This window comes from Clavibacter sp. VKM Ac-2873, from assembly GCF_015351075.1.
Taxonomy (GTDB): domain Bacteria; phylum Actinomycetota; class Actinomycetes; order Actinomycetales; family Microbacteriaceae; genus Clavibacter.
Window position 1 is genome coordinate 1,260,444 of sequence record NZ_JADKRS010000001.1, and the last position, 21,671, is coordinate 1,282,114.

Annotated in this window: 23 protein-coding genes; 12 read left to right on the forward strand and 11 right to left on the reverse strand. The window is 73.7% G+C overall.

The annotated features are described in order from the left end of the window. Positions 1-4: 4 nt before the first annotated feature. Positions 5-499 (reverse strand): MarR family winged helix-turn-helix transcriptional regulator, encoded by a 495-nt coding sequence (locus ITJ44_RS05750; RefSeq protein ID WP_194633753.1) that lies wholly within the window; start codon positions 497-499, stop codon positions 5-7. Positions 500-608: 109 nt separating this feature from the next. On the opposite strand from ITJ44_RS05750, the gene ITJ44_RS05755 reads away from it, so the two are divergent. The 5 genes from ITJ44_RS05755 to ITJ44_RS05775 all read left to right on the forward strand — a co-directional run bounded on the left by ITJ44_RS05755 (position 609) and on the right by ITJ44_RS05775 (position 6,857). Further along, on the forward strand, positions 609-1,838 hold the full coding sequence (locus ITJ44_RS05755; RefSeq protein WP_194633754.1) for an FAD-dependent monooxygenase: 1,230 nt from the start codon (positions 609-611) through the stop codon (positions 1,836-1,838). A gap of 122 nt (positions 1,839-1,960) precedes the next feature. Further along, complete coding sequence (locus ITJ44_RS05760) at positions 1,961-2,917, forward strand: 3,4-dioxygenase subunit beta (RefSeq protein WP_194633755.1); 957 nt, start codon at positions 1,961-1,963, stop codon at positions 2,915-2,917. Between the two features lie 71 nt (positions 2,918-2,988). Continuing rightward, positions 2,989-3,669 carry a hypothetical protein gene (locus tag ITJ44_RS05765; protein WP_194633756.1) on the forward strand — a complete coding sequence of 227 codons (681 nt, stop codon included), beginning with the start codon at positions 2,989-2,991 and terminating at the stop codon, positions 3,667-3,669. Between the two features lie 160 nt (positions 3,670-3,829). After that, positions 3,830-5,938 (forward strand): cytochrome c oxidase assembly protein, encoded by a 2,109-nt coding sequence (locus tag ITJ44_RS05770; protein ID WP_370551626.1) that lies wholly within the window; start codon positions 3,830-3,832, stop codon positions 5,936-5,938. A gap of 112 nt (positions 5,939-6,050) precedes the next feature. Continuing rightward, the gene (locus tag ITJ44_RS05775; protein WP_194633757.1) at positions 6,051-6,857 is read left to right on the forward strand and encodes a thioredoxin domain-containing protein; all 807 of its coding nucleotides are present in this window, start codon (positions 6,051-6,053) and stop codon (positions 6,855-6,857) included. Positions 6,858-6,882: 25 nt separating this feature from the next. Here the strand turns inward: ITJ44_RS05775 and ITJ44_RS05780 are convergent, their stop codons facing one another. Continuing rightward, positions 6,883-7,296 carry a hypothetical protein gene (locus ITJ44_RS05780; RefSeq protein WP_194633758.1) on the reverse strand — a complete coding sequence of 138 codons (414 nt, stop codon included), beginning with the start codon at positions 7,294-7,296 and terminating at the stop codon, positions 6,883-6,885. A 67-nt stretch (positions 7,297-7,363) separates the two neighbouring features. Here ITJ44_RS05780 and ITJ44_RS05785 point away from each other — a divergent pair, with 67 nt between their 5' ends. Then, positions 7,364-7,522 carry a hypothetical protein gene (locus ITJ44_RS05785; protein ID WP_194633759.1) on the forward strand — a complete coding sequence of 53 codons (159 nt, stop codon included), beginning with the start codon at positions 7,364-7,366 and terminating at the stop codon, positions 7,520-7,522. Then, positions 7,519-8,832 carry a hemolysin family protein gene (locus ITJ44_RS05790; protein ID WP_194633760.1) on the forward strand — a complete coding sequence of 438 codons (1,314 nt, stop codon included), beginning with the start codon at positions 7,519-7,521 and terminating at the stop codon, positions 8,830-8,832. Before ITJ44_RS05785 ends, ITJ44_RS05790 begins: the two co-directional genes overlap by 4 nt. Positions 8,833-8,862: 30 nt before the next feature. Here the strand turns inward: ITJ44_RS05790 and ITJ44_RS05795 are convergent, their stop codons facing one another. The 3 genes from ITJ44_RS05795 to ITJ44_RS05805 are packed head-to-tail and all read right to left on the reverse strand — an operon-like array spanning position 8,863 to position 11,548. Then, a complete protein-coding gene (locus ITJ44_RS05795; protein WP_194633761.1) occupies positions 8,863-9,597 on the reverse strand; it encodes a PhzF family phenazine biosynthesis protein in 735 nt (244 codons plus the stop codon). After that, a complete protein-coding gene (locus ITJ44_RS05800; protein WP_194633762.1) occupies positions 9,594-10,397 on the reverse strand; it encodes a DUF1206 domain-containing protein in 804 nt (267 codons plus the stop codon). Before ITJ44_RS05800 ends, ITJ44_RS05795 begins: the two co-directional genes overlap by 4 nt. After that, the gene (locus ITJ44_RS05805; protein WP_194633763.1) at positions 10,394-11,548 is read right to left on the reverse strand and encodes an AI-2E family transporter; all 1,155 of its coding nucleotides are present in this window, start codon (positions 11,546-11,548) and stop codon (positions 10,394-10,396) included. The genes ITJ44_RS05800 and ITJ44_RS05805 overlap by 4 nt, the downstream gene beginning before the upstream one ends. A gap of 86 nt (positions 11,549-11,634) precedes the next feature. On the opposite strand from ITJ44_RS05805, the gene ITJ44_RS05810 reads away from it, so the two are divergent. The 3 genes from ITJ44_RS05810 (at position 11,635) to ITJ44_RS05820 (ending at position 13,415) form a co-directional block, all read left to right on the forward strand. Further along, positions 11,635-12,210, forward strand: a complete 576-nt coding sequence (locus ITJ44_RS05810; protein WP_228494495.1) for a GNAT family N-acetyltransferase — start codon at positions 11,635-11,637, stop codon at positions 12,208-12,210. Positions 12,211-12,215: 5 nt separating this feature from the next. Further along, entirely contained in the window at positions 12,216-12,728 is a 513-nt protein-coding gene (locus ITJ44_RS05815) for an N-acetyltransferase (protein ID WP_228494496.1), read from the forward strand. Positions 12,729-12,830: 102 nt separating this feature from the next. Beyond that, positions 12,831-13,415 (forward strand): hypothetical protein, encoded by a 585-nt coding sequence (locus tag ITJ44_RS05820; protein WP_228494497.1) that lies wholly within the window; start codon positions 12,831-12,833, stop codon positions 13,413-13,415. A gap of 85 nt (positions 13,416-13,500) precedes the next feature. On the opposite strand, the gene ITJ44_RS05825 is transcribed toward ITJ44_RS05820, so the two are convergent. Further along, the gene (locus ITJ44_RS05825) at positions 13,501-15,030 is read right to left on the reverse strand and encodes a catalase (RefSeq protein ID WP_194633766.1); all 1,530 of its coding nucleotides are present in this window, start codon (positions 15,028-15,030) and stop codon (positions 13,501-13,503) included. 77 nt (positions 15,031-15,107) lie between these two features. Next, the gene (locus tag ITJ44_RS05830; protein WP_228494498.1) at positions 15,108-15,593 is read right to left on the reverse strand and encodes a Fur family transcriptional regulator; all 486 of its coding nucleotides are present in this window, start codon (positions 15,591-15,593) and stop codon (positions 15,108-15,110) included. A 124-nt stretch (positions 15,594-15,717) separates the two neighbouring features. Here ITJ44_RS05830 and ITJ44_RS05835 point away from each other — a divergent pair, with 124 nt between their 5' ends. Then, positions 15,718-16,707, forward strand: coding sequence for an aldo/keto reductase (locus ITJ44_RS05835; RefSeq protein WP_194633767.1), 990 nt, complete (start codon positions 15,718-15,720; stop codon positions 16,705-16,707). 70 nt (positions 16,708-16,777) lie between these two features. Here the strand turns inward: ITJ44_RS05835 and ITJ44_RS05840 are convergent, their stop codons facing one another. Next, positions 16,778-17,617 carry a carbon-nitrogen hydrolase family protein gene (locus tag ITJ44_RS05840; protein ID WP_194633768.1) on the reverse strand — a complete coding sequence of 280 codons (840 nt, stop codon included), beginning with the start codon at positions 17,615-17,617 and terminating at the stop codon, positions 16,778-16,780. A 28-nt stretch (positions 17,618-17,645) separates the two neighbouring features. Here ITJ44_RS05840 and ITJ44_RS05845 point away from each other — a divergent pair, with 28 nt between their 5' ends. Next, on the forward strand, positions 17,646-18,320 hold the full coding sequence (locus ITJ44_RS05845) for a GntR family transcriptional regulator (protein WP_194633769.1): 675 nt from the start codon (positions 17,646-17,648) through the stop codon (positions 18,318-18,320). A 31-nt stretch (positions 18,321-18,351) separates the two neighbouring features. Here ITJ44_RS05845 and ITJ44_RS05850 read toward each other — a convergent pair whose 3' ends face one another. The 3 genes from ITJ44_RS05850 to ITJ44_RS05860 form a co-directional block, all read right to left on the reverse strand. Beyond that, on the reverse strand, positions 18,352-19,473 hold the full coding sequence (locus ITJ44_RS05850; RefSeq protein ID WP_194633770.1) for an acetamidase/formamidase family protein: 1,122 nt from the start codon (positions 19,471-19,473) through the stop codon (positions 18,352-18,354). Continuing rightward, the gene (locus tag ITJ44_RS05855) at positions 19,470-19,904 is read right to left on the reverse strand and encodes a Rid family hydrolase (RefSeq protein ID WP_194633771.1); all 435 of its coding nucleotides are present in this window, start codon (positions 19,902-19,904) and stop codon (positions 19,470-19,472) included. The genes ITJ44_RS05850 and ITJ44_RS05855 overlap by 4 nt, the downstream gene beginning before the upstream one ends. Positions 19,905-20,129: 225 nt before the next feature. Beyond that, the gene (locus ITJ44_RS05860) at positions 20,130-21,536 is read right to left on the reverse strand and encodes an MFS transporter (RefSeq protein WP_194633772.1); all 1,407 of its coding nucleotides are present in this window, start codon (positions 21,534-21,536) and stop codon (positions 20,130-20,132) included. Between the last annotated feature and the right edge of the window lie 135 nt (positions 21,537-21,671).

Genomic DNA, 21,671 nt, shown 5'->3' on the forward strand with positions numbered 1-21,671 from the left:
CTGCTCAGGCCGGCGTCGCGCCGTCGCCCGCCATCCCGCGGGTGCCCGCCTCGGTCCCCTCCGCGACCGCACGCACCACGGCGGCCGCCGTGCGGAGCTGCGCGGAGGTGAACCCGTCGAGCGCCCGGTCGACGTCGGCCTGCGCGCCCTGCAGCACGGCCATCACGCGCGCCCGGGACGCGGCGGTCGCCCGCAGCGTGACCACCCGCCGGTCGGCGCTCTCGCGGCTCCGCTCGAGGTGTCCGCCGCCCTCGAGCCGGTTGATGAGCGCGGTCGTGGCCCCCGAGGTCAAGTGCAGCTTCTCCGACAGGCGGGCCGGGGACAGCGCCCGGCCCGCGGTCTCCGCCCAGATCACCTCGGCCAGCGCCGTCGTATCCGTCGTCGGCAGCCTGACCGCCGCGGCGAGCTGCCGCACCGACTCGTCGAACGCGGTCGTGTAGTCCCGCAGCCGCTCGAGCACGTCGGACCGGTCGCCCGGTATCGCGATGGTGTGGGACATGTCGTGATCCTCCGAGTCTCCGGGATTACTTCACTGTGAAGCATCTACGCCATAGAGTCTACTCGAGCCCGGGATCACGGGCCAGCTCGACGACACGAGGAGATCATCCATGTCCGACACCGCCCACCACCGCCCGAGGGTCCTCGTGACGGGAGCCAGCATCGCCGGACCGGCCCTCGCCTGGGGCCTGCACCGAGAGGGCTTCGACGTGACCCTGCTCGAGCGCTCGACCGAGCAGCGCCAGGCCGGGCAGAACATCGACGTGCGGGGCCTCGGCCGCGACGTCCTCCGGCGCATGGGCATCGAGGACGTCGTCATGGCGAACCTCACCGGGGAGGACGGGACGCGCTTCGTCGACGAGGACGGACGCGTCGTCGCCACGTTCCCCCGCGCCGTCGGGACGGACGGGCCGACGGCGGAGGTGGAGATCCTGCGCGGCCGCTTCGCGGGGATCCTCGTGGACCTCGTGCGGGACGACGTCGAGCTCCGCTACGGCGACTTCGTGACGGGCGTGCGCCAGGACGCGACGGGCGTCGACGTGGAGCTGGCCAGCGGATCCCACGAGCGCTACGACCTGCTGCTCGTCGCCGAGGGCCGCAGCTCCCGCACGCGCCGGCTGGCGTTCGCCGAGGAGACCACCCTCCGCGACCACGGCGTGAGCATCGCCTACGGGACGATCGACCGCATCGCGGGCGACACGGACCACTGGGACTTCCTCACGGGACGCGGCGCGCGGAACGCGACCATCCGCCCCGACGACGAGGGCACGATCCGCGCGAGCCTGTCGTTCGAATCGGAGCCGTCCGGGTTCGAGCAGCTGCCGTTCGACGCGCAGATGACGGTGCTCCGCGCGCGCTTCCGCGACACGGGCTGGCAGGTCGAGCGGATCCTCGACGGCTTCCAGGCGCGCCCGGACGAGTTCTACACGCAGCGCATGGAGCAGGTGATCGTCTCGACGTGGTCGAAGGGGCGCATCGCGCTCCTCGGCGACGCGGCCTGGGGATCCGGCCCCACGGGTATGGGCACGACCCTCTCGCTCGTCGCCGCGCACGTGCTCGCGGGCGAGCTGGGACGCGCGCTCGCGGATCCGGGCGACACCTTCGCGGCCGCGTTCGCGCGCTACGAGGGACAGCTGCGGCGCTACGCGGACAGCGCGCAGGGGCTGCCGTCGGGAGGCGCGCGGCTCACGCACCCGTCCTCGGCGTTCGGACAGAAGGCGCTGCGCGGCGCCATGCGCGTGGCCGCGTCCCGGCCGGTGCGCGGGGTGGCCGACCGCTTCCTCCTCACGAGCGCGCGTCACGTGCCGACGCTCGCCGCCTACCCGCGTCTGCGCGGCTGACGGGCGGGGCCCGGGCGCGGCTCTGGGCCGGCTCATCGGATCGCCATGGCCGGCCCATCGGAGCGCCCGGCACGGTGGTCCCGTCCCGACCGCCGGGGCGCCCGACCAGGAGGTACGCACCCGTGACCCGCATCCCCGAACCCGACCGCACGCCCGACGGCCCCGCCTATGAGGGCCGGCTGCTCGCCCGCGCCGACGAGGAGGTGGTCGACCAGGGCGCGGGCTTCGACCTGCGCACGCTGCTCAGCCGCCGGGCCGTGATCGCCTATCTCGGGGCAGGCATCGGGTCCGTCGCGCTCGCGGCCTGCACGACCGGGGCGACGGGGGCCGGCGACACGGCGGGCGCTGCCGCGACCACGGGCGAGATCCCCGACGAGACGGCGGGGCCGTACCCGGGCGACGGATCCAACGGGCCGGACGTCCTGGAGCGCTCCGGCATCGTCCGCAGCGACATCCGCTCGAGCCTCGACGGCGGCACCACCGCGGCGGGGGTCCCGATGGCGCTCACGCTCACGATCCTCGACACGGCGGGCGGCGACGTGCCCTTCGCGGGCGCCGCCGTCTACGTCTGGCACTGCGACGCCGCGGGCGGCTACTCGATGTACTCCGACGGGATCACCGAGGAGACCTACCTGCGCGGCGTGCAGGTCGCGGGCTCGGACGGCACGGTGTCCTTCACGTCCGTGTTCCCCGCCTGCTACACGGGCCGCTGGCCGCACGTCCACTTCGAGGTCTACCCGACCGTGGACGACATCACCGACGCCGCGAAGGCGGTCGCCACGTCGCAGGTCGCGCTGCCCGAGGACGCGTGCGCGACCGTCTACGCGCTCCCCGCCTACGCCGGATCGACGGCGGCCCTCGCGCAGGTCTCCCTCGACTCGGACGGCGTGTTCGGCGACGACGGCGGCGGGCTGCAGCTCGGGACGACCACGGGCGACGCGACGGCCGGCTACCGCGTCGCGCTCACGGCGCGCGTCGACACCGCGACGACCCCGACAGCGGGATCCGCGCCCGGCGGCGGCGCTGGCGCCGGCGGCTCCGGCGGCCCCGGCGGCACCCCGCCGGGCGGCGACCGCTAGAGGCGAGCCAGCACCGCCCGGTCCCCCCGTCCCCGCGGTCCCGCAGCATGCACCGCGTAGGCTCGACGGCGATGGAGCGCGGGACCGAGGTGATGGGCACGCGCGGCGTGCGCGTCGCGCGGGGCGTCGTGACGTCCGGCGTCGCGATCCTCGTCGCCGCGGTCTCGCACATGGCCGGCGGCGGTGAGGCTCCCGGCGTCGTCGGCGTCGTCATCGCCGCGGCCTTCGCCCTCCCGGTCAGCACGTTCCTCGCCGGACGCACCCTCTCCGTCCTGCGGCTCGCGATCGCCGTCGCGTTCAGCCAGGGGGCGTTCCACCTCCTCTTCTCCGTCGGCGCCGCGACGACCGCGAGCACCCGGATGGTCGGCGGGCACCACGGCATGGGCGGCCACGTCCTCACGACGGCCGCGGGATCCGCGGGATCCACCGGGACCGCCGCGGACACCGCCGCGGGAGGCGCGGCCGACGCCGCCGCGATGGCCGGGATGCACCACGGCCCCGGCATGTGGGCGGCCCACGTCCTCGCCGTCGCCGTGACCTGCGTCGCCCTCCGCTTCGGCGAGCGCGCCTTCTGGGACCTCGTCGCCCTCGCGCGCACCGCCCTCGTCGTAATGCTGCACGCGGTGGCGCTCCTCGCCTCCCCGGCCGTCGAGCTCCGCCACCGCGTGCCCGCCGCCTGGCACCCCGGCCTGCCGGACACGGGCGTCGCCCTGTCGTCGATGCCCCGCCGCGGCCCGCCCGCCGCCGCCTGATCCGAGCCCGTCCGGGCGCGAGCAGCTCGCGCCCGGCCCCCGCGCGTCCGCCCGAGGCGGCCGCGCGGCGTCCCGCGTCGTCCGACGCGCCTCCGCCGTGCCGCGATCACGCGACCGGCCCCGCCCGCGCCCTACCGGCGCGCCTCACGGACGGATCCCCGTGCCCCCGAACTCCCCCCTGCCCACCACCGCCGACGCTCGCCGCGCCCCCGCGCCCGACGACCTCGACGACATCGCGTTCGAGACGCGCACCGCCCAGCTGCGGTTGCCGCGCGTCTCGGGTCGATCGGCGCTCCTCTGGCTGTGCCTGCCGCTCGCCGTCGCGGTGATGCTCCTCAGCGCCCTGTTCACGGGCGCCACGACGACGACCCTGCTGGTCGACCCCGGTGACGTCGTCCGGTACGGCCTGCCCGTCGCGCGCGTGATCCACGACGCCGCCGCCGCGGTCACCATCGGCCTCCTCGTGGTCGCGGCCTTCGCCCTCCCCGGGCAGACGAAGCGGGCCGGCATGGCGAGCTTCGCGCAGTGGAAGGCCACCCGCTGGGCGTCGCGCGCCGCGGCCGTGTGGTTGGCCGCCGGCCTCGCCGTGCTCGCCCTCTCGGGCGCGAACGTGATCGGCGTGCCCCTCACGTCGCCCACCTTCCGCGGCCAGTTCGCCTACTTCACGACCCGGCTGGAGCTCGGGCAGACGCTCGTCGCGTCCCTGGCGTGCATCGCGGTGGTGCTCGGCGTCACGATGTGGACCCAGCGCGTCACGGGGATCGGCATCGCCGCGGCAGCGGCCCTCCTCGCGCTCCTGCCGCTCTCGCTCTCCGGCCACGCGGCGGGCACCTACGAGCACGCGAACGCGGTGAACAGCCTCGGGATCCACCTCATCGGCGTCACGGTCTGGGCCGGCGGTCTCGTGGCCGTGATCCTCCTCCAGCGGCACGTGCGGGGCGCGCTGCCCGCGGTCGTCCGCCGCTACTCGACGCTCGCCGGGTGGGCGTTCGTCGCCGTCGCGCTCTCCGGGATCATCAACGCGTCACTGCGACTGGGCGGCCCGCTCGACCTGGTGACCACCGCGTACGGCGTCCTGCTGCTCCTCAAGACGGCGCTCCTCGTGGGGCTCGGCCTCGCGGGGTGGGCGCACCGCCGCATCATGATCCCGGGCCTCGTCCGCGACGCGACCCGCCGCACCGCGTTCCTCCGGCTCGCGGTCGGCGAGGTCGTGGCCATGTCCGTGGCGCTGGGCGTGTCCGTGGCGCTCAGCCGGAGCGCGCCGCCGGTCCCGCAGACCTCCGTCGCCGACGTGGATCCGCGCGCCTCGCTCATCGGCTTCACGTTCCCCGACCCGGTGACGACCGAGCGGATGCTGGCCTCGTTCCATCCCGACTACCTCTTCCTCGCGGGGGCCGTCGTGCTGGCCGGCCTGTACCTGGTGGCCGTGCGCCGGCTGCGGGTCCGCGGCGACGCGTGGTCGCCCGCCCGCACCGTGCCGTGGCTCGCCGGCTGCGCGCTCCTCGTCTACGCGACCAGCGGCGGGCCCGGCGTCTACGGCGCCGTGCACTTCAGCACGCACATGATCCAGCACATGCTGCTGATGATGTACGTGCCGCCGCTGCTCGTGCTCGGCGCCCCCGTGCTGCTCCTGCTCCGCACCGTCCCCGCCCGGCGGGACGGCAGCCGCGGCGTCCGCGAGTGGGTGCTCGCGGCCACGCACTCCCGCTACTCGGCGCTCGTGACGCACCCCGTCGTCGCGGCCGTCGTCTTCGCCGGCAGCCTGGTCGCGTTCTACTGGACCGGCTGGTTCGAGTGGTCGCTGAACACCCACCAGGGGCACCTGCTGATGTGCGTGCACTTCCTCATCAGCGGCTACCTCTTCTTCTTCGTGCTGATCGGGGTGGATCCGGGGCCGCGCCGCCCGCCGTACCCGATCCGGCTGATCCTCCTGCTCGCGACGATGGCGTTCCACGCGTTCTTCGGGCTGTCGATCATGTCGGGCACGTCGATCCTCGCGATCGACTTCTGGCACCAGCTCGGCATCCAGACGGACGCGCAGCTGCTCGCCGACCAGGCCGCGGGCGGCGGGATCGCGTGGGGCGCGGGCGAGCTGCCCGTCGTGCTCGTGGCGCTCATGGTGGTGCGGCAGTGGTCGACGTCCGAGACGCGCGCCGCCCGCCGCTACGACCGCGCCGCCCTCCGCGACGACGACGCGGAGCTGCGCGCCTACAACGCGAACCTGCAGGCCATCGACCGGCACGATCGTGGCGCGGAGCCGACCGCATGACGCCCGCCCCGCATCCCGCGCCCTCCCCGGGCGCCCCGCCCCCGGAGCGCACGACCCGACCCCGCACGACCCCACCCCGCACCACCCCGACCCGCACACGAGAGAAGGACCGATGAGCAAGAAGACCGCAGCCGACCGCGACCGCACCCGGGAGATCCGCGAGAAGGCCAACGCGCAGAGGCGCATCGAGGAGGCCAAGCGCAAGCGCCGGCGCCTGCTGACCCAGCTCGGCGTCGCGGGGGTCGTCGTGATCCTCATCGCGGCGATCGCGGGCGGCTCGATCCTCCTCCGCGACCAGGCGAGCGCCGGAGCCCAGCCGCCCACGGCCGACGCGAGCGTCGCCCTCGGCTCGGGCGACCAGGCGCAGGTGACGACGGGACCCGACAGCGTGCGCGTGGGCGCCGCCGATGCCCCCGTCACCCTCGACGTCTACGAGGACTACTCGTGCCCGCACTGCCAGGAGTACGAGGCCGAGAACGGCCCGCTGCTCTACCGCCTCGCGGGCAGCGGCCAGGTGGCCGTGGTGTACCACCCCATCCAGATCGTGACGAACTACGGCCGGGTCGCCGGCAGCGCGGCCGCCTGCGTGCTCGCGCACGATCCGTCGGCGTGGCCCGGCGTGCACTCGGCGCTCTTCGCGAACCACTCCGCCGCGACCGACTCGTGGACGGGGAAGGACTTCTCCACGTGGCTCGAGGGCCAGGGCGTCACGGATCCGGACGCGCTCTCCTGCACGCAGAAGGGCGCCTACGTCGACTGGATCAAGGCCAACACCGACACCGCGCAGCAGTCGGGCGTGACCGGCACGCCCACCCTCCGCATCGGCGGGGAGACGATCACGACGGTCGGCGGCCAGGACCTCGTCGACGCCGTGACGAAGGCGGGCGCGCAGCTGCCGAGCGGCTTCTCGGCGAGCTGAGCCGACGCGGGATCGTGGGCGGCGGTCAGTCCTCCGGGACGGCCGCCGCCCGCGACCGCGCCGCAGCCTGCGCCGCCGCCCAGCGCCGGTGCGCGAGGACGTGCAGGACGAGGGAGACCGCGGCGACGACCGCGAGCGCGGCCGCGAGCAGCCACATCCCGGTGTCCCCGCCGATCCCCGCCACCACCGCGCTCACGACGGCCAGGGCCGCGAGCCCGATCCCCACGGCGAGGAGCCCGTTCGTCGGGCCCTCCCCCGGTGTCGCCACGGGCCGCGCGGGCGCGCGCTCCCACGTCACGATGAAGAACGTCGCGATCGGGCCGAGGACGATCGAGACGAGGAACCAGTTCCACCGGGATCGACCCTTCTGCTCCGCGAGCCCCGCGTTGACGAGCGCCAGCACGAGCCAGCCCGATGATCCGATCCACTGCTGGTCCATGCGCTCGACGCTAGGGCACGGGCACGCGGCCCGGCTATTTCCCCACCTGCTCCACTACCCTCGATCCATGCAGAGAACCGCCCGGGAGCCCGCTCCCGACAGCCACAGTCCCGGCGCCCGGACGACCCCGGGCACGCCCCGCACCCTCCGCGCCGCCCACCCGACGAGCACCCGCTCGACCGGCACCCGCCCGACCGGCACGCGCTCGACCGGCACCCGCTCGTGAACGGCGACCTCCTCCTCAACATCGTCCTGGTCGTGGTGTTCGTCCTCGTCGGCGGCGTGTTCGCCGCCACCGAGATGGCGCTCGTCACCCTCCGCGAGGGCCAGCTCAACGCCCTCGCCGCCCGCGGCCGCCGCGGTGAGAAGGTCGCCGCGCTCGCCCGGAACCCCAACACCTTCCTCGCGGCGGTGCAGATCGGCGTGACCGTCGCCGGGTTCGCGTCCGCCGCGTACGGTGCCTCGTCGATCGCGCCCTCCGTCGTCCCGCTGCTCGAGTCGTGGGGGCTCGAGGCCGGCCTCGCGTCCACGATCGCGACGCTCCTGCTCACGCTGATGATCGCCTACCTCTCGCTCGTGCTCGGCGAGCTCGCGCCCAAGCGCCTCGCGATCCAGCGCAACGCCGGCTTCGCGTACGGCGTCGCGCCCGTGCTCAACGGCTTCGCGATCCTCATGCGGCCGGTGATCTGGCTGCTCTCCGTCTCGACCGACCTCGTCGTGCGCCTCCTCGGCGGCGACCCGCACAAGACCGGCGAGGAGATGAGCGAGGAGGAGCTCCGCGACATCGTCTCCAGCCACGAGGGCCTCCCGGACGACGAGCGCCGGATCCTCGACGACGTGCTCTCGCTCCGCCACCGCCAGCTCAGCGAGGTGATGAAGCCGCGGCCCGAGATCGCGGCCCTCGACGGCAGCGGCACGGTCCGCGACGCGGGAATCGACGTGCAGGACCGGCCGTACTCGCGCTACCCGGTGGTCGACAAGACCATCGACGACGTCATCGGCTTCGTGCACGTGCGCGACCTCTACCAGGCGATCGCGGCGGACCCCGAGCGGCCCGTCTCCGAGATCCTCCGCCCGATCCCGTACCTCCCGGCGACCGCGCGCGTGCTGCCGACGCTCACGATGATGCGCGCCGAGGGCCACCAGATCGCCGTGATCGTCGACGAGTACGGCGGCACCGACGGCATCGTCACCCTCGAGGACCTCGTGGAGGAGGTCGTCGGCGAGATCTTCGACGAGTACGACACCGACTCGGCCGCGCGCGACCTCGCGGAGGACGGCGGCACCATCGACGGCCGCCTCAACTTCCAGGACTTCGAGGAGGCGACGGGCGTGAAGCTCCCCGACTCCGCGTCGGACACGGTCGCGGGCTTCGTCATCGAGAACCTCGGCCGGCTCGCGCAGGTCGGCGACACGGTCGAGGTCGACGGCGTGACCCTCCAGGTCACGGCGCTCGACCGGCGCCGGATCTCCGAGATCCTCGTCATCCCGCGCGAGGAGCCGGCCCCGGAGGACGGGGAGACCGCGACCGCCTAGCGGCCTGCTCCTCCGCGGGCGGCCGCGCGGTCAGGGCAGCGGGATCACGCGGTCCGGCACCGTGCGGCCGCCGACCTCGGCCCGGCCGTCGGCGAGCAGCCGCGTGACCAGCTGGCTGCCGCGGCCCTGCGTGATGCGGAGGTCGCGGCCGAGGTGGGCCGTGAGCCGGAGGGCCGCGGATCCGGTCGCCTCGTCCTCGACGACGCCGAGCGCGGGCGCGAACATGCGGGCGCGCAGCTCTCCCCGGGCCTCGTCCGTCCAGGCCCAGGCGTAGAGGTGGTCGACGGCGGCGTCCACGGCGCGGGCGTCGAGGGCGCGGAGCGCGTCGGCGGACGGATGCTCCTCCCACGCGAACTCCGGCCCCCAGGCGGGATCGGCGGTGACCCGCACCTCGTCGCCGGCCCGGTCCACGTGCACGGTGCCGGCCGGCACCCGCAGGTGGTGGACGGGGACGCCGCGCGACGCCAGCCACCAGGCGGCGCCGACGGTCGGGTGCCCGGCGAAGCGCAGCTCGCGCGCGGGCGTGAGGATGCGGATCCGGGCGCCGCGCGGATCCGTGCCCGGGGCGTCCACCGCGTCGACGAACACCGTCTCGCTGAAGCCGAGCGCCCGCGCGATCGCCTGTTCCCGGCCGTCGGTGCGCGCGGAGGCGAGCACGATCCCGAGCTCGTTGCCGTGGGCGCCGTCCGCGTCGGCGAACACCCGCACCACGTGCACCTCGTCGGGCCGCACGCCGTCGAGGGCGACGACCGGACGCTGCGTCACAGCTTCGCGTAGCGCGCGCGAGCGCCGCAGTACAGGCCGTAGGCGATGAGGCCGAGCCCCGTGATCGCGAGCACGGCGACGCCCGCGGGCAGCCCGGCGAGCGACTGGAGCGCGCCGTCGAGGCCCGTCGCACGGCTCGGGTCGGCCGTCACGGCGCCCACGACGAACAGCACGCCGACCGCCACGAGCGCGACGCCCTTGGCGACGTACCCGGCGACCCCGAGCGCCGTGATCCCGCGCCCGAGCGATCCCGACGGCACGGAGATGTCGTCGCGGAACCGCTTCGTCGCCCCCGTGAACCCGAAGTAGGCGCCGACCGCCACGACGGCGAGGCCCACGATCACCAGCAGCACGACGCCGCCGGGCGCCGCGAGGAGCCGGGCGCTGAGCGACTGCGTCTGCTCGGAGGAGTCGCTGGATCCACCGGTCGCGAACCGCAGGGCCGTGGCCGCGATCGCGAGGTAGGCGACGGCCTTGCCGAGCTCCTTCGCGCGCGCCGCCCAGGTGCGCTTCGCGTCCTCGCCGCGCGCGAGCACGGTCTCGACGAGCTGCCAGAGGCCGAGGCCGAGGAGCCCGACCACGACGACCCACAGCAGCGCGCGGCCGCCGGGCGATCCCGCGATGGAGCCGAGCGCGCCGGACTGGTCCGCCTCGCCCTCGCCGCCGCCGCCGGTCGCGAGACGGAACGCGATCACGCCGATGAGGAGGTGCAGCAGGCCGTTGACCGCGTGCCCGAGGCGTGCGGCGACGGCGAAGCCGGGCGAGCGCTGGAGGCGGGAGGCGGCGCCGGTGGCGCTCACCGGGACGACGCCGAGGAGGTGCGGCCCGTGAGCTTCGCGGTGAGCCCGCGCGCCGCCCTCTTCACCGGTTCGACCGGCGACGACGACGCCGGCGGCGCCGGCTCCTCCTCGTCCGGCTCCATGATGATCTTCCACGCGGTCCAGGCGACGGCGGTGAGCGGGACCGAGAGGATCGCGCCGACGATGCCGCCGAGGATCGTGCCGGCGGTCAGCGCCAGCAGCACCACGAGGCCGTGCAGCTTGAGCGCGTTGCCGAGCACGACCGGCTGCAGCAGGTTGCCCTCGAGCTGGTTCACGAGGATCACGATGCCGACGACGATGAGCGCGGTCGTGAGGTCGTTGGTGACGAGCGCGACGAGCGCCGCGAGGATGCCGGCCACGGTCGCGCCGACGATCGGCACGAACGCGCCGATGAAGACGACGAGCGCGAGCGGCAGCGCCAGCGGCACTCCGAGGATCAGCAGGCCGGCGCCGATGAACACGGTGTCGACGAGCGCGACGGTCGCCGTGCCGCGGATGTAGCCGCCGAGCACCTTGGCGCCCTCGTGGCCGACGCGCACGGCGCGCTTCCGGCCGCGACCGCGGAAGGGGCGGATGAGGAAGGCCCAGATGCGCGGCCCGTCCTTGACGAAGTAGAAGAAGACGACGAGCCCGAGCACGGCGCCCGTGACGACCTCGGCCGCGGCGGAGACGCCCGCGATGGCGCCGGATCCGAACTGGCTGCTGGTGAGGAAGTCGACCGCCTGCCCGCGGATCGCGTCGATCTGCGCGGTGTCGATGGGCAGCCCGCCCTGCTCGACGAAGGACTGCAGCTGGTCGACGCCCTCGCTGGTGGCCTTCACGAGCGTCGGCCACTGGCTCTGAACGCCGAAGACGACGGCCGTGATGGCGCCGCCGAAGATCACGAGCCCGGTGACGAGCGCGATGACGGCGGCGAGGGCGTCGGGCACGCCGCGGCGCTCCATCCACAGCACCATCGGGCGCACGGCGCAGGCGAGGATCAGCGCGATGATCACCGGGATCACGACGAGCTTGAGCGAGATGGCGGCGTACACGATCGCGATGGCGACCACGAGGACCGCCAGGATCTGCACGCAGCGGATGGAGAGGCGGCCGAGCTTGTCCTGCCAGACGGACTGCGGGGTGGTCATGCGCTCCACCCTACGGGCGGGCGGGCCGCGCGACCGGGCCGCGGGCGGGCCCGGACACCCGCGTGACCGGCCGATACCCTCGACCCATGGGACCCCGCCTCTCCGTCGTCCGCGAGGGCGCGCTCGACGTCGCCGACCACGAGCGGATCGCGGCGCTCCTGGCCCGCGCCTTCCCCGACTTCGCCGCGGGCTACCGCGGCGCGCAGAGCTGGGCGGGCGCGCGGCCCGAGCTGCGGATCCTCGTGCACGACGGCGACGAGCTGGTGGCGCACGCCGGGATCCGGCGAATGCACGTCGAGGTGGGCGATGGCGCGGGCGACCCGGCGGACGACCTGCGCGTGGGATCCACCGGCATGGTCGCCGTGCACCCGGACCGGCAGGGCGCGGGCCTCGGCACGCTGCTCGCCGATGGGATCCGCGACGCGCTCGCCCGCCTCGCCGTCCCCTTCGGCCTCCTCGAGACGGGCACGGAAACCACCGGCTACTACGCGCGCCACGGCTGGATCCCGCTGGCCGGCCGCACCGGCCACTACAGCGGCTTCACCCTGCTCGGCGCCGCCGAGGTGGTGCACCAGGACCACGGCTGGATGGTGCTGCCCGTCACCGCGCCCGCCGACGCGTTCCCCGCCGGCGACCTGCACGTGAACGGGCAGCTGGTCTGAGCGCGATGGACGCCGTGATCCACCGCCTCCGCGCCGAGGACTGGCGCGAGTACCGCGCGCTCCGCCTCGAGATGCTCGAGGACACCCCGCTCGCCTACCTCGAGACGCTCGAGCACGCTCTCGCCCAGCCGGAGTCGGACTGGCGTGCCCGCACCGCGCGCGCGGAGAAGCCGGGGAGCACGGCCTACGTCGCCGTCGAGCGCACGACCGGCCGCTGGCTCGGCGCGATGAACGCGTTCGTGGCGGCCGACCCCACCCGCGTGATGCTCGTGAGCGTCTACATCACCCCCGACGCCCGGGGCCGCGCCGCGGGCGTCACCGACCTGCTCCTCGACGCGATCATCGCCTGGGCCCGCGACCGCCCGAGAGCGCGGGCCCTCCGCCTCGAGGTCCACGAGGACAACCCGCGCGCCCGCGCCTACTACGAGCGCCGCGGCTTCGTCCTCACGGGCCGCAGCGTGCCGTACGCGCTCGACCGCACGCAGAAGGACCTGGAGATGGAGCTGCCGCTCGCCTGACGCACGCCGTGCAGACGTGATCGACCACGTGCCCCTCGGTCTGGGTACGCCTCCGATTTCGAAATGACTTCCACCTGCCATTCGCGTCCCTACCCTCGGATGATGGCTGACACGAAGCAGACGAAGACGATCGGCGAACATTATGTCGCGGCAGAAATCGCGAGACGAGGTTGGGCGCCCGCTTTCACGCGAGACGGCTTGGCACGCACGGACATCCTCGCAGTGAAGACCGACGGCACGGAGAGACGGATGATCGAGGTGCAGGTCAAGGCAGCTCGAGGGCCGCGTTTCGACCACATCACCTGGCCGTTGGGGTTGAAATCGCAGCAGCCAGCGCTGCAGGAGGGCGAGTACTTCGTGCTCGTCGCGATCCCCACCAACGTCGGAGAGAGCCCCCGCTTCTTCATAGTGCCTCGTGATCACGTGGCGGCCGCCGCCTACATCGGGCATCAGGCCTGGCTTCACGACCCGAGCGCCGAGCCGGGAACGCGTCGAGCCACCTTGGACCAATCGCGCGTCTCCATCCCGGCGTTCGCTCGATACGAAGATCGTTGGGACCTTCTCGATGTCGACCAGTCTTCGGCCCCCGTCCTCCTTCCAGTCGACTATCACGCGCTCGCCACCCGCGACGAGATAGGTCTCCCTCCCGGACATCCGTGGACCGACGAACTCCCTTCTTGGAGCTGAGAGGAAGGATCCGACACGACGACGCCCGCCCCCTCACCGAGGGGACGGGCGTCGTGTCACGCGATCAGCGGATCACCGCCGCGGCTCAGTGAGCAGCGACACCGACCTCCTCGGCGTCGCGCGTCGGGCCGGGGGTGGCCTCGGCGACGGGCGCGTCACCGGCGAGCGGCGGCAGGCCCGCGGCGACGGCCGCACCGAGCCAGCCGTCCACGTTCGTCCAGTACTGGATGACGCGGGCGCGCAGCTCGGCCGTGGTGACCTTGCTCACGTGGCCGACGATGTTGCCGACGAGGCGCTCGCGCTGGGCGTCGTCCATCGACTCGTTGACGAGCATCCGGGCCTGGACGAAGTCGTCGTCCTCCGCGTGCAGCGTGGCGGCCGCGCGGACGAGCTCGCCGTCCTGCTCCCAGCCGGCGCTCTCCGCGGCGCGAGCCGGGTCGGCGTGCGCGCCGCCGTGCGAGTTGGGGGCGTAGACGGGCGTGCTCGCCGACTCGAACGTGTAGCGGCCCTGGCCGTCCTTCGCGTAGCTGTGCACGGGCGACTTGGGCACGTTGACCGGCAGCTGCGCGTAGTTGGTGCCCACGCGGTAGCGGTGGGCGTCGGCGTAGCTGAAGATGCGCGCGAGGAGCATCTTGTCGGGGCTGGTCTGGATCCCGGGCACGAAGTTCGACGGTGCGAACGCGGCCTGCTCGATCTGCGCGAAGTAGTTCTCCGGGTTGCGGTTCAGGGTCATGGTGCCGACCTCGATGCGCGGGTAGTCCTTCTGCGACCAGACCTTGGTGAGGTCGAACGGGTTGAACCGGTACGACTTGGCGTCCTCGTAGGGCATGATCTGCACCTCGAGCTTCCACTCCGGGTAGTCCCCGGCGTCGATGGCCTCGGTGAGGTCGCGGATGTGGAAGTCGGCGTCCTCGCCGGCGATCTGGTCGGCCTGCTCCTGCTTCAGGATCTCGATGCCCTGCTGCGTCTTGAAGTGGTACTTGACCCAGAAGCGCTCGCCGGCCGCGTTGATCCACTGGTAGGTGTGCGAGCCGAAGCCGTCCATGTGGCGCCACGAGCTCGGGAGGCCGCGGTCGCCCATGAGCCAGGTGACCTGGTGGGCCGTCTCGGGCGAGAGCGTCCAGAAGTCCCACTGCATGTCGTGGTCGCGGAGGTGCGAGCCCGGCAGGCGCTTCTGCGAGCGGATGAAGTCGGGGAACTTGATGCCGTCGCGGATGAAGAAGACGGGCGTGTTGTTCCCGACGAGGTCGTAGTTGCCCTCGTCCGTGTAGAACTTCAGCGCGAAGCCGCGGGGGTCGCGCCACGTGTCGGGGCTGCCCTGCTCGCCGGCGACGGTGGAGAAGCGCGCGAGCATCTCGACCTCGGCGCCGGGCTGGAAGAGGGAGGCGCGGGTGTACGCGCTCACGTCGTTGGTGACGCGGAAGGTGCCGAACGCCCCGCCGCCCTTGGCGTGGACGACGCGCTCCGGGATGCGCTCGCGGTTGAACTGCGCGAGCTTCTCGACGAGGTAGTGGTCGTGCAGCGGAATGGCGCCGTCGGGGCCGACGGAGAGCGAGTGCTCGTCGCTGGCGACCGGAGCGCCGGAGTCGGTGGTCGTGTACTTCTGGTCGGTCATGGTGTTTCTCCTGTCAGCGGTGGAACGGGGAGGTGCTGGCTCGGGTAGTCGGCCGAGGGGCGGGCCGGTGGCGACCGCTAGGTCGCGACGGTGGAACCGGGATCCGCGGATGCGGTCCGGCAGGCGGGGCACAGGCCCCAGTACGTCACCTCGGCGCTGGCCACGAGGAACCCCGCCGAGTCGGACGGCGCGAGGCAGGGGGACGCCCCGATCGCGCAGTCCACGTCGACGATCGTCCTGCAACCTGTGCAGACGAGGTGATGGTGATTGTCGCCCGTCCGGCGCTCGTAGCGCACGGATGATCCCGCGGGCTCGATCCGGCGCACGAGCCCCGCGGCCGCGAGCGCGCCGAGCACGCCGTAGACCGCCTGGATGCTCGTGCCGGGCAGCTCGCCCTTCACCGCACGGAGCACCTCGTCGGCGTCGGAGTGCGGCTGGGCGTCGATCGCCGTCAGGACGGCTACGCGCGGCCGGGTCACGCGGAGGCCCGCCTCGCGCAGCGCGACGCGCAGGGCGTCGGCGTCGAGGGGCGGCGCGTGGTGGTGCGCGTGTGCGGTGGGCATGCGTCGAGTCAAGCACAGTTCCCTTGAACCGTTCAAAACAATGGATGAACGCGGCGCGTCGCGGTCGGCAGCGTGCCTAGGCTCGAGAGGCGGCCCATCCGGCCGCAGGAGAACGGAGCACCGCATGAAGCACATCCACACCGGCACGGGCCTCGACGTCGGCCGCATCGGCCTCGGCTGCATGGGCATGAGCGCCTTCTACGACGGCGCGGGCCAGGACGAGGCGGAGTCGATCCGCACCCTCCACCGCGCGGTCGACCAGGGCGTCACCCTCTTCGACACGGCCGAGGCGTACGGGCCGTTCACGAACGAGCGCCTGGTCGGATCCGCGCTCGCGGGCCGCCGCGACGACGTCGTCATCGCCACCAAGTTCGGCCTCCTGAAGCACGCGCCGGGCAAGGACGCCGAGGACTACGAGCGCGGCATGGACAGCTCGCCCGCGGGCATCCGCATCGCCGTCGAGGCCTCGCTGCAGCGCCTCGGCACCGACCGCATCGACGTGCTCTACCAGCACCGCGTCGACCCGGCCGTGCCGATCGAGGAGACCGTCGGCGCGATGAAGGAGCTCGTCGACGAGGGCAAGGTCCTGCACCTCGGGCTCTCCGAGGCCGGGCCCGACACGATCCGCCGCGCGCACGCCGTGCATCCCATTTCGGTGCTGCAGAGCGAGTACTCCATCTGGACGCGCGACCCCGAGGGCGCCGTGCTCGAGGTCCTCCGCGAGCTCGGCATCGGGCTCGTCGCGTACTCGCCGCTCGGCCGCGGCTTCCTCACCGGCGCGATCTCGAGCGTCGCCGACCTGTCCGAGGCCGACTACCGCTCCTCGTCGCCGCGCTTCGCGGAGGAGGCGTTCGCGCAGAACATGCGCATCGTCGACGCCGTGAAGGACGTCGCGGGCGAGCTGGACGCGACGCCCGCCCAGGTGGCGCTCGCGTGGATCCTCGCGCAGGGCGACGACATCGCCGTGATCCCCGGCACCAAGCGCGTCAGCCGCCTCGACGAGAACGTGGCGGCCGACGCCGTGACGCTCTCCGCCGACCAGCTCGCGCGCCTCTCCTCGCTGCCCACGCCGGTCGGCGACCGCTACGCGGACATGGGCCCCGTCGGGCGCTGACCCGCCGGACGCCCGCGGGCCCGGCCGCCTCGGCGACCGGGCCCGCGGCGCGTCTTACGCGGCGCCTGCGTCAGACCTGCTGCTCGAGCCCCCGGCGCCGGTTCGCGAGCACGGGCAGCGTGCCGCGGGCGGACTCGACGGCCGACGGGTCGATGTCGACGACGAGCAGCTCCTCCTCGCCGCCGAGGCGATGCAGCACCTCGCCGAGCGGGGAGATGACGGCGCTCCGGCCGATGCCCGTGGGCGCGCCGCTCGCGGGGTCGTGGCCGCGGGATCCGGCCGGGAGCGTCGCCGGGTCGCCCTGGCCGACCGCGACCACGAACGTGGTGGAGTCGAGTGCGCGGGCGCGGAGGAGGAGGTCCCACTGGTCGGCCTTGCCGGGGCCGGCGCCCCAGCTCGCGCAGACGATGCTGACGACCGCGCCCCGGTCAGCGCCCGCGAGGAAGAGCGCGGGGAAGCGCACGTCGTAGCAGGTGGCGAGCGAGGCCCGCGTGCCGCCGACCTCGATCACGGCGACGTCCTCGCCCGGGTCGACGGCGTCCGACTCGCGGAACCCGAACGCGTCGAACAGGTGGATCTTGTCGTACGAGGTCGCGCCCGCCGCCTCAGCTCCCGCGGGCCGCGCGACCAGGAGCGTGTTGCGCACCCGGCCGTCGGCGCCGGGCGTGAACATGCCCGCGACGATCGTGACGCCGAGCCGTTCCGCGACAGCCCGCACGCCCGACGCCCACGGCCCGTCGAGCGGCTCGGCGATCTCCGGCAGCGGGTTCCCGAACGCGCGCTGCGCCGCCTCCGGGAACACCACGAGCTCGGCGCCCTGCCGCGCGGCGTCCTCCGCGGTCGTGGTGATCCGTGCCAGGTTGTCCGCGGGATCCGGGGAGCTGATGATCTGGGCTAGCGCGACTCGCATGGTCCTCCTCGTGATGTATACATAGCGTATGCGAGAACGGGCGGGCGATCCAGGGTCCCCGGCGAGCCCCCTCTCCGGCCGCGAGCGGGCCTACGAGTTCCTGCACGCGCACGTCCTCACCGACCCGGACCAGCAGGGCGCGTTCCTCAACGAGCAGGAGCTCGCGGAGCGCATCGGCGTCTCCCGCACCCCAGTCCGCGAGGCCCTGCTGCTGCTCGCCGCCGACGGCCTCGTGGAGATGATCCCCAAGCGCGGCGCCCGCATCCCGGTCATCACGGGCCGCGAGATCGCCGAGCTGATGGAGCTGCGCGGCGTGCTCGAGCGGCACGCCGCCACCAGCGCCGTGGAGCACGACCGCACGCCGCTCGACGCGATGCGCGCGGTGCTCGAGCAGCAGCGCGCGATGGTGGCGAGCCCGCCGCGCGAGAGCGGCCGGGAGTTCATCGAGCACGACCGCCGCTTCCACCAGCTGCTCGTCGACGCGGCGGGCAGCGAGCTCATGAGCCGCACCTACGCGAAGCTGCGCGCCCGGCAGATCCTCGTCGGGGTCGAGGCGCTCTACCGCGCCACCGACCGGCAGGACCGGGTGTGCGAGGAGCACGCCGGCATCGTCGACGCGCTGGCCGCGGGCGACGCGGAGGCCGCGCGCGACGCGATCGACCGGCACCTCGCCGTCACGCTCGACGTGCTGCTGCGCGCCTGACCCGGATCCGCGCGCATCACCGCGCGGCGCCTCAGTGCCACGCGGCGAAGTCGGCCTTCCGGATCATGCAGTGCACGCCCTTCACCTGGTCGACGACCTGGGACACCTCGAAGTCGCCCGCCGCCGAGAGGTAGGCGAGCGCCACGGAGCGCGCGAGGTCGAAGCGCGTCGCGAGGAAGTCGACCGCGTTGCGCACGGCGTTCCGCATCGCGACGTCGAGGTCCACGTCCATGCCCGTCGGGATCCAGTGGGTCGGCGTCTCGAGCACCGGCTCCGCGAGCCCGCCCGTCGCGCGCCGCGCCTCCGCCCCGGACAGGGTCGTGAGCCGGAGGGTCGCCCGCAGCGGCGCCTCGAACGCGGTGAGCGCGACCTCGCCGTTGCCCTGCGCGAAGTGCGGGTCGCCCGTCGAGAAGAGGGCCTCGTCCGCGAGCACCGGCAGGTAGAGGGTCGACCCGGCGACGGCGTGCTTCACGTCGATGTTGCCGCCGAAGCGCCCCGGCGGCACCGAGTGGTGGGCGCGGGCCCCGGGCGTCGCCACGGCCATGAGGCCGAGGAACGGCGCGAGCGGGAAGGCGAGCGTGCGGTCGCCGCCCGCGTGGATCACGCCGACGCGGGTCCCCGCGCGCTCCTCCACCCAGGCGAAGTGGCTGACGGATCCGCCCGTGATGATCGTGTCGACGTCGCGCGTGGCGAGCGAGTGCGGGTCGGCCGGCATCTCCCCGGCGAGCGCGCCGAAGCCGTGCCGGTTGCTGATGAAGCCGTACGGCACGCGCGGCGCGAGCTCGAGCACGTCGATGCGCAGCACGTCGCCCGGCCTGGCCCCGCGGACGCCCACGGGACCCGTGACCACGTGCGGGCCGTCGTCCTCGGTGTTCGGGATCCCGCTCGCCGCGATGTCGACGGCGTCGTCGAGCACGCGGTCGCGCCCGACGCCGAACTGGGCGAGGTACGCGACGGGATCCCGGCCCTGGTCGTCGAGGATCCCCTCGTGGCTGACGGTGTCGATCGTCACGGTCTCCCCCGACGTGACGGTCAGCACGGCGCGGCTCTCCGCGGTCGGCAGCCAGCCCCAGCGGATCTCGTCGGCCCGCGACGGCAGGTGGTGCCGCCCGGGCACGGGCCCCGTGCCGGACTGCAGGACGACGTCGCTCATCGCGTCCCCCCGCCCGGGATCCCGACGACGAGGTCGATCTCCACGGTCGCGCCGACCGCGAGCCCCGTGACGCCGACGCAGGTGCGGCTCGGGAGGGGCCCGTGGAACCAGGATCGGTACTCCGCGTTGAAGCGGTCGAAGTCCCCGAAGTCGGTGAGGTACACGCGCACCATGAGGGCGTCGTCGAGCGTGGCGCCGAAGTGCGCGAGCACGGCCGTGAGGTTCGCCAGCACCTGCCGGGTCTCGGCCACGGGGCCGCCGCCGACGAGCGCGCCGGTCGCGGGATCCGTGGGCATCTGCCCGGTCACGTACAGCGTGTCGCCCCAGCGGGTGGCGTGCGCGAAGGGACCGACCTGCGGCGGCACGCCGGTGGATGCGTCGAAGGAGTGGACGGTGCGGACGGGGGCGTCGTCGGAGAGCGGACGGGTCACGGAGATCCTCTCGGGAGCGCGCGGCAGCGGACGCGATGCCGCCGGGGAGGCGACCGGACGAGCGCCCGGCCCGGGTGACAGAGAACGTATGCCGCACCCGACGACGGCACGAGCTCCGGTCGCGATCGGCAACAGACTCTTCACGCGGCCGAAACACCCCTCACGGACGACGGCGCCGACGGTCCGGAGACCGTCGACGCCGCCGGATGAGCCGGATCCCCCGGGTCAGCGCCCGACGACCGGCGCGGCCACGCCCTCGGCGCCCGTGCGCACATACTCCTCGTCCTCGGACACGTCGGAATCGCGGCCCAGCGCGAGGCCCACGAGCGTGAGCACGACGGCCGCCGTGAGGTACAGCGCGATGCCGACCCAGCTGCCCGTCTCCTCGTAGATGATCGTGAACATCAGCGGCGCGATGGCCCCGCCGATCACGCCGGCGATCGTGTACGCGAGCGAGGCGCCCGTGTACCGGAGGCGCGGGGAGAACTGCTCGATGATGTACGCCGCCTGCGGCCCGTACATGAAGGAGTGGAAGAAGAGGCCGAGCACGATGCCGACGCCGAGAACGAAGGTCGACGAGCCGTCGGTGATCGCGAAGAACACGTACGCCCAGACGGCCGCGCCCACCGCGGCGGCCGCGTAGAGCGCCCGGCGGTTCACGCGGTCGCTCACGGCGCCCGCGAACGGGATCGTGAACAGCTGCACGGCGGATCCCACGAGCACCGCCACGAGCACCTGGCTGCGCTCGAAGCCGAGCGAGTTGACGCCGTAGGTGAGCGTGAAGACCGTGAACAGCGCGTAGAGGACGTCGGGTCCGACGCGGGAGAGGATCGCCGCGACCAGCGGCCGCGCCTGCGTGCGGAAGACCTCCGACACGGGCGCGCTCGGCCGGTCGCCGCGCTCCTGCAGCGCCTTGAACACGGGGGTGTCCTCGAGCTTCAGGCGGATCCAGAGGCCGAACGCCACGAGCAGCGCCGAGAGGAGGAACGCGACGCGCCAGCCCCAGTCGAGGAAGTCCTCCTCGGTGAGCAGCACCGTGAGCAGCGCGAGCGCGCCGTTGGCGAGCAGGTTGCCCGCGGGCGGGCCGACCTGCGCGGCCGACGACCAGAAGCCCCTCTTCCTCGGATCCCCGAACTCGCTCGAGAGCAGCACCGCGCCGCCCCACTCGCCGCCGACTCCCACGCCCTGCGCGAAGCGGAGGAGCACGAGGATGATCGGCGCCGCGAGCCCGATGGTCGCGTAGCCCGGCAGCACGCCGATGAGGAACGTCGCGATGCCGATGAGCAGCAGCGTGAGGACGAGCACCGGCTTCCGACCGATCTTGTCGCCGAGCCGCCCGAACACGAACCCGCCGACGGGACGCGAGACGTAGCCGACCGCGTAGGTCGAGAACGCGAGGATCGTCGCCGTGTAGGGATCCGACGACGGGAAGAAGACGACGGGGAACACGACGGCGCTGGCCGCCGAGTACACGGCGAAGTCGTACCACTCGAGCGAGGTGCCGGTGAGGCTCGCGGTGAACGCCTTCGCGAGCTCGCGGCGGGTGGGCTTCGCGGCCGCGGCGGGAGCCGCGAGGGCGCCGTCCGCCGGCGCGGTCGTCGTCGTCGGGGAGGCGGTGGGATCGTCGGCCATGGGGCTCCTCGGGTGAGGGAGCCGGGCGGCGGATCCGGCGATCGGATCCCGCCCGGCGTCCGGTCGGTGTGCTGTATACAGTAGGCATACCGGAGCCCCTGCACCATGGTCGAGGCGTCCGGATCCGCATTTCTT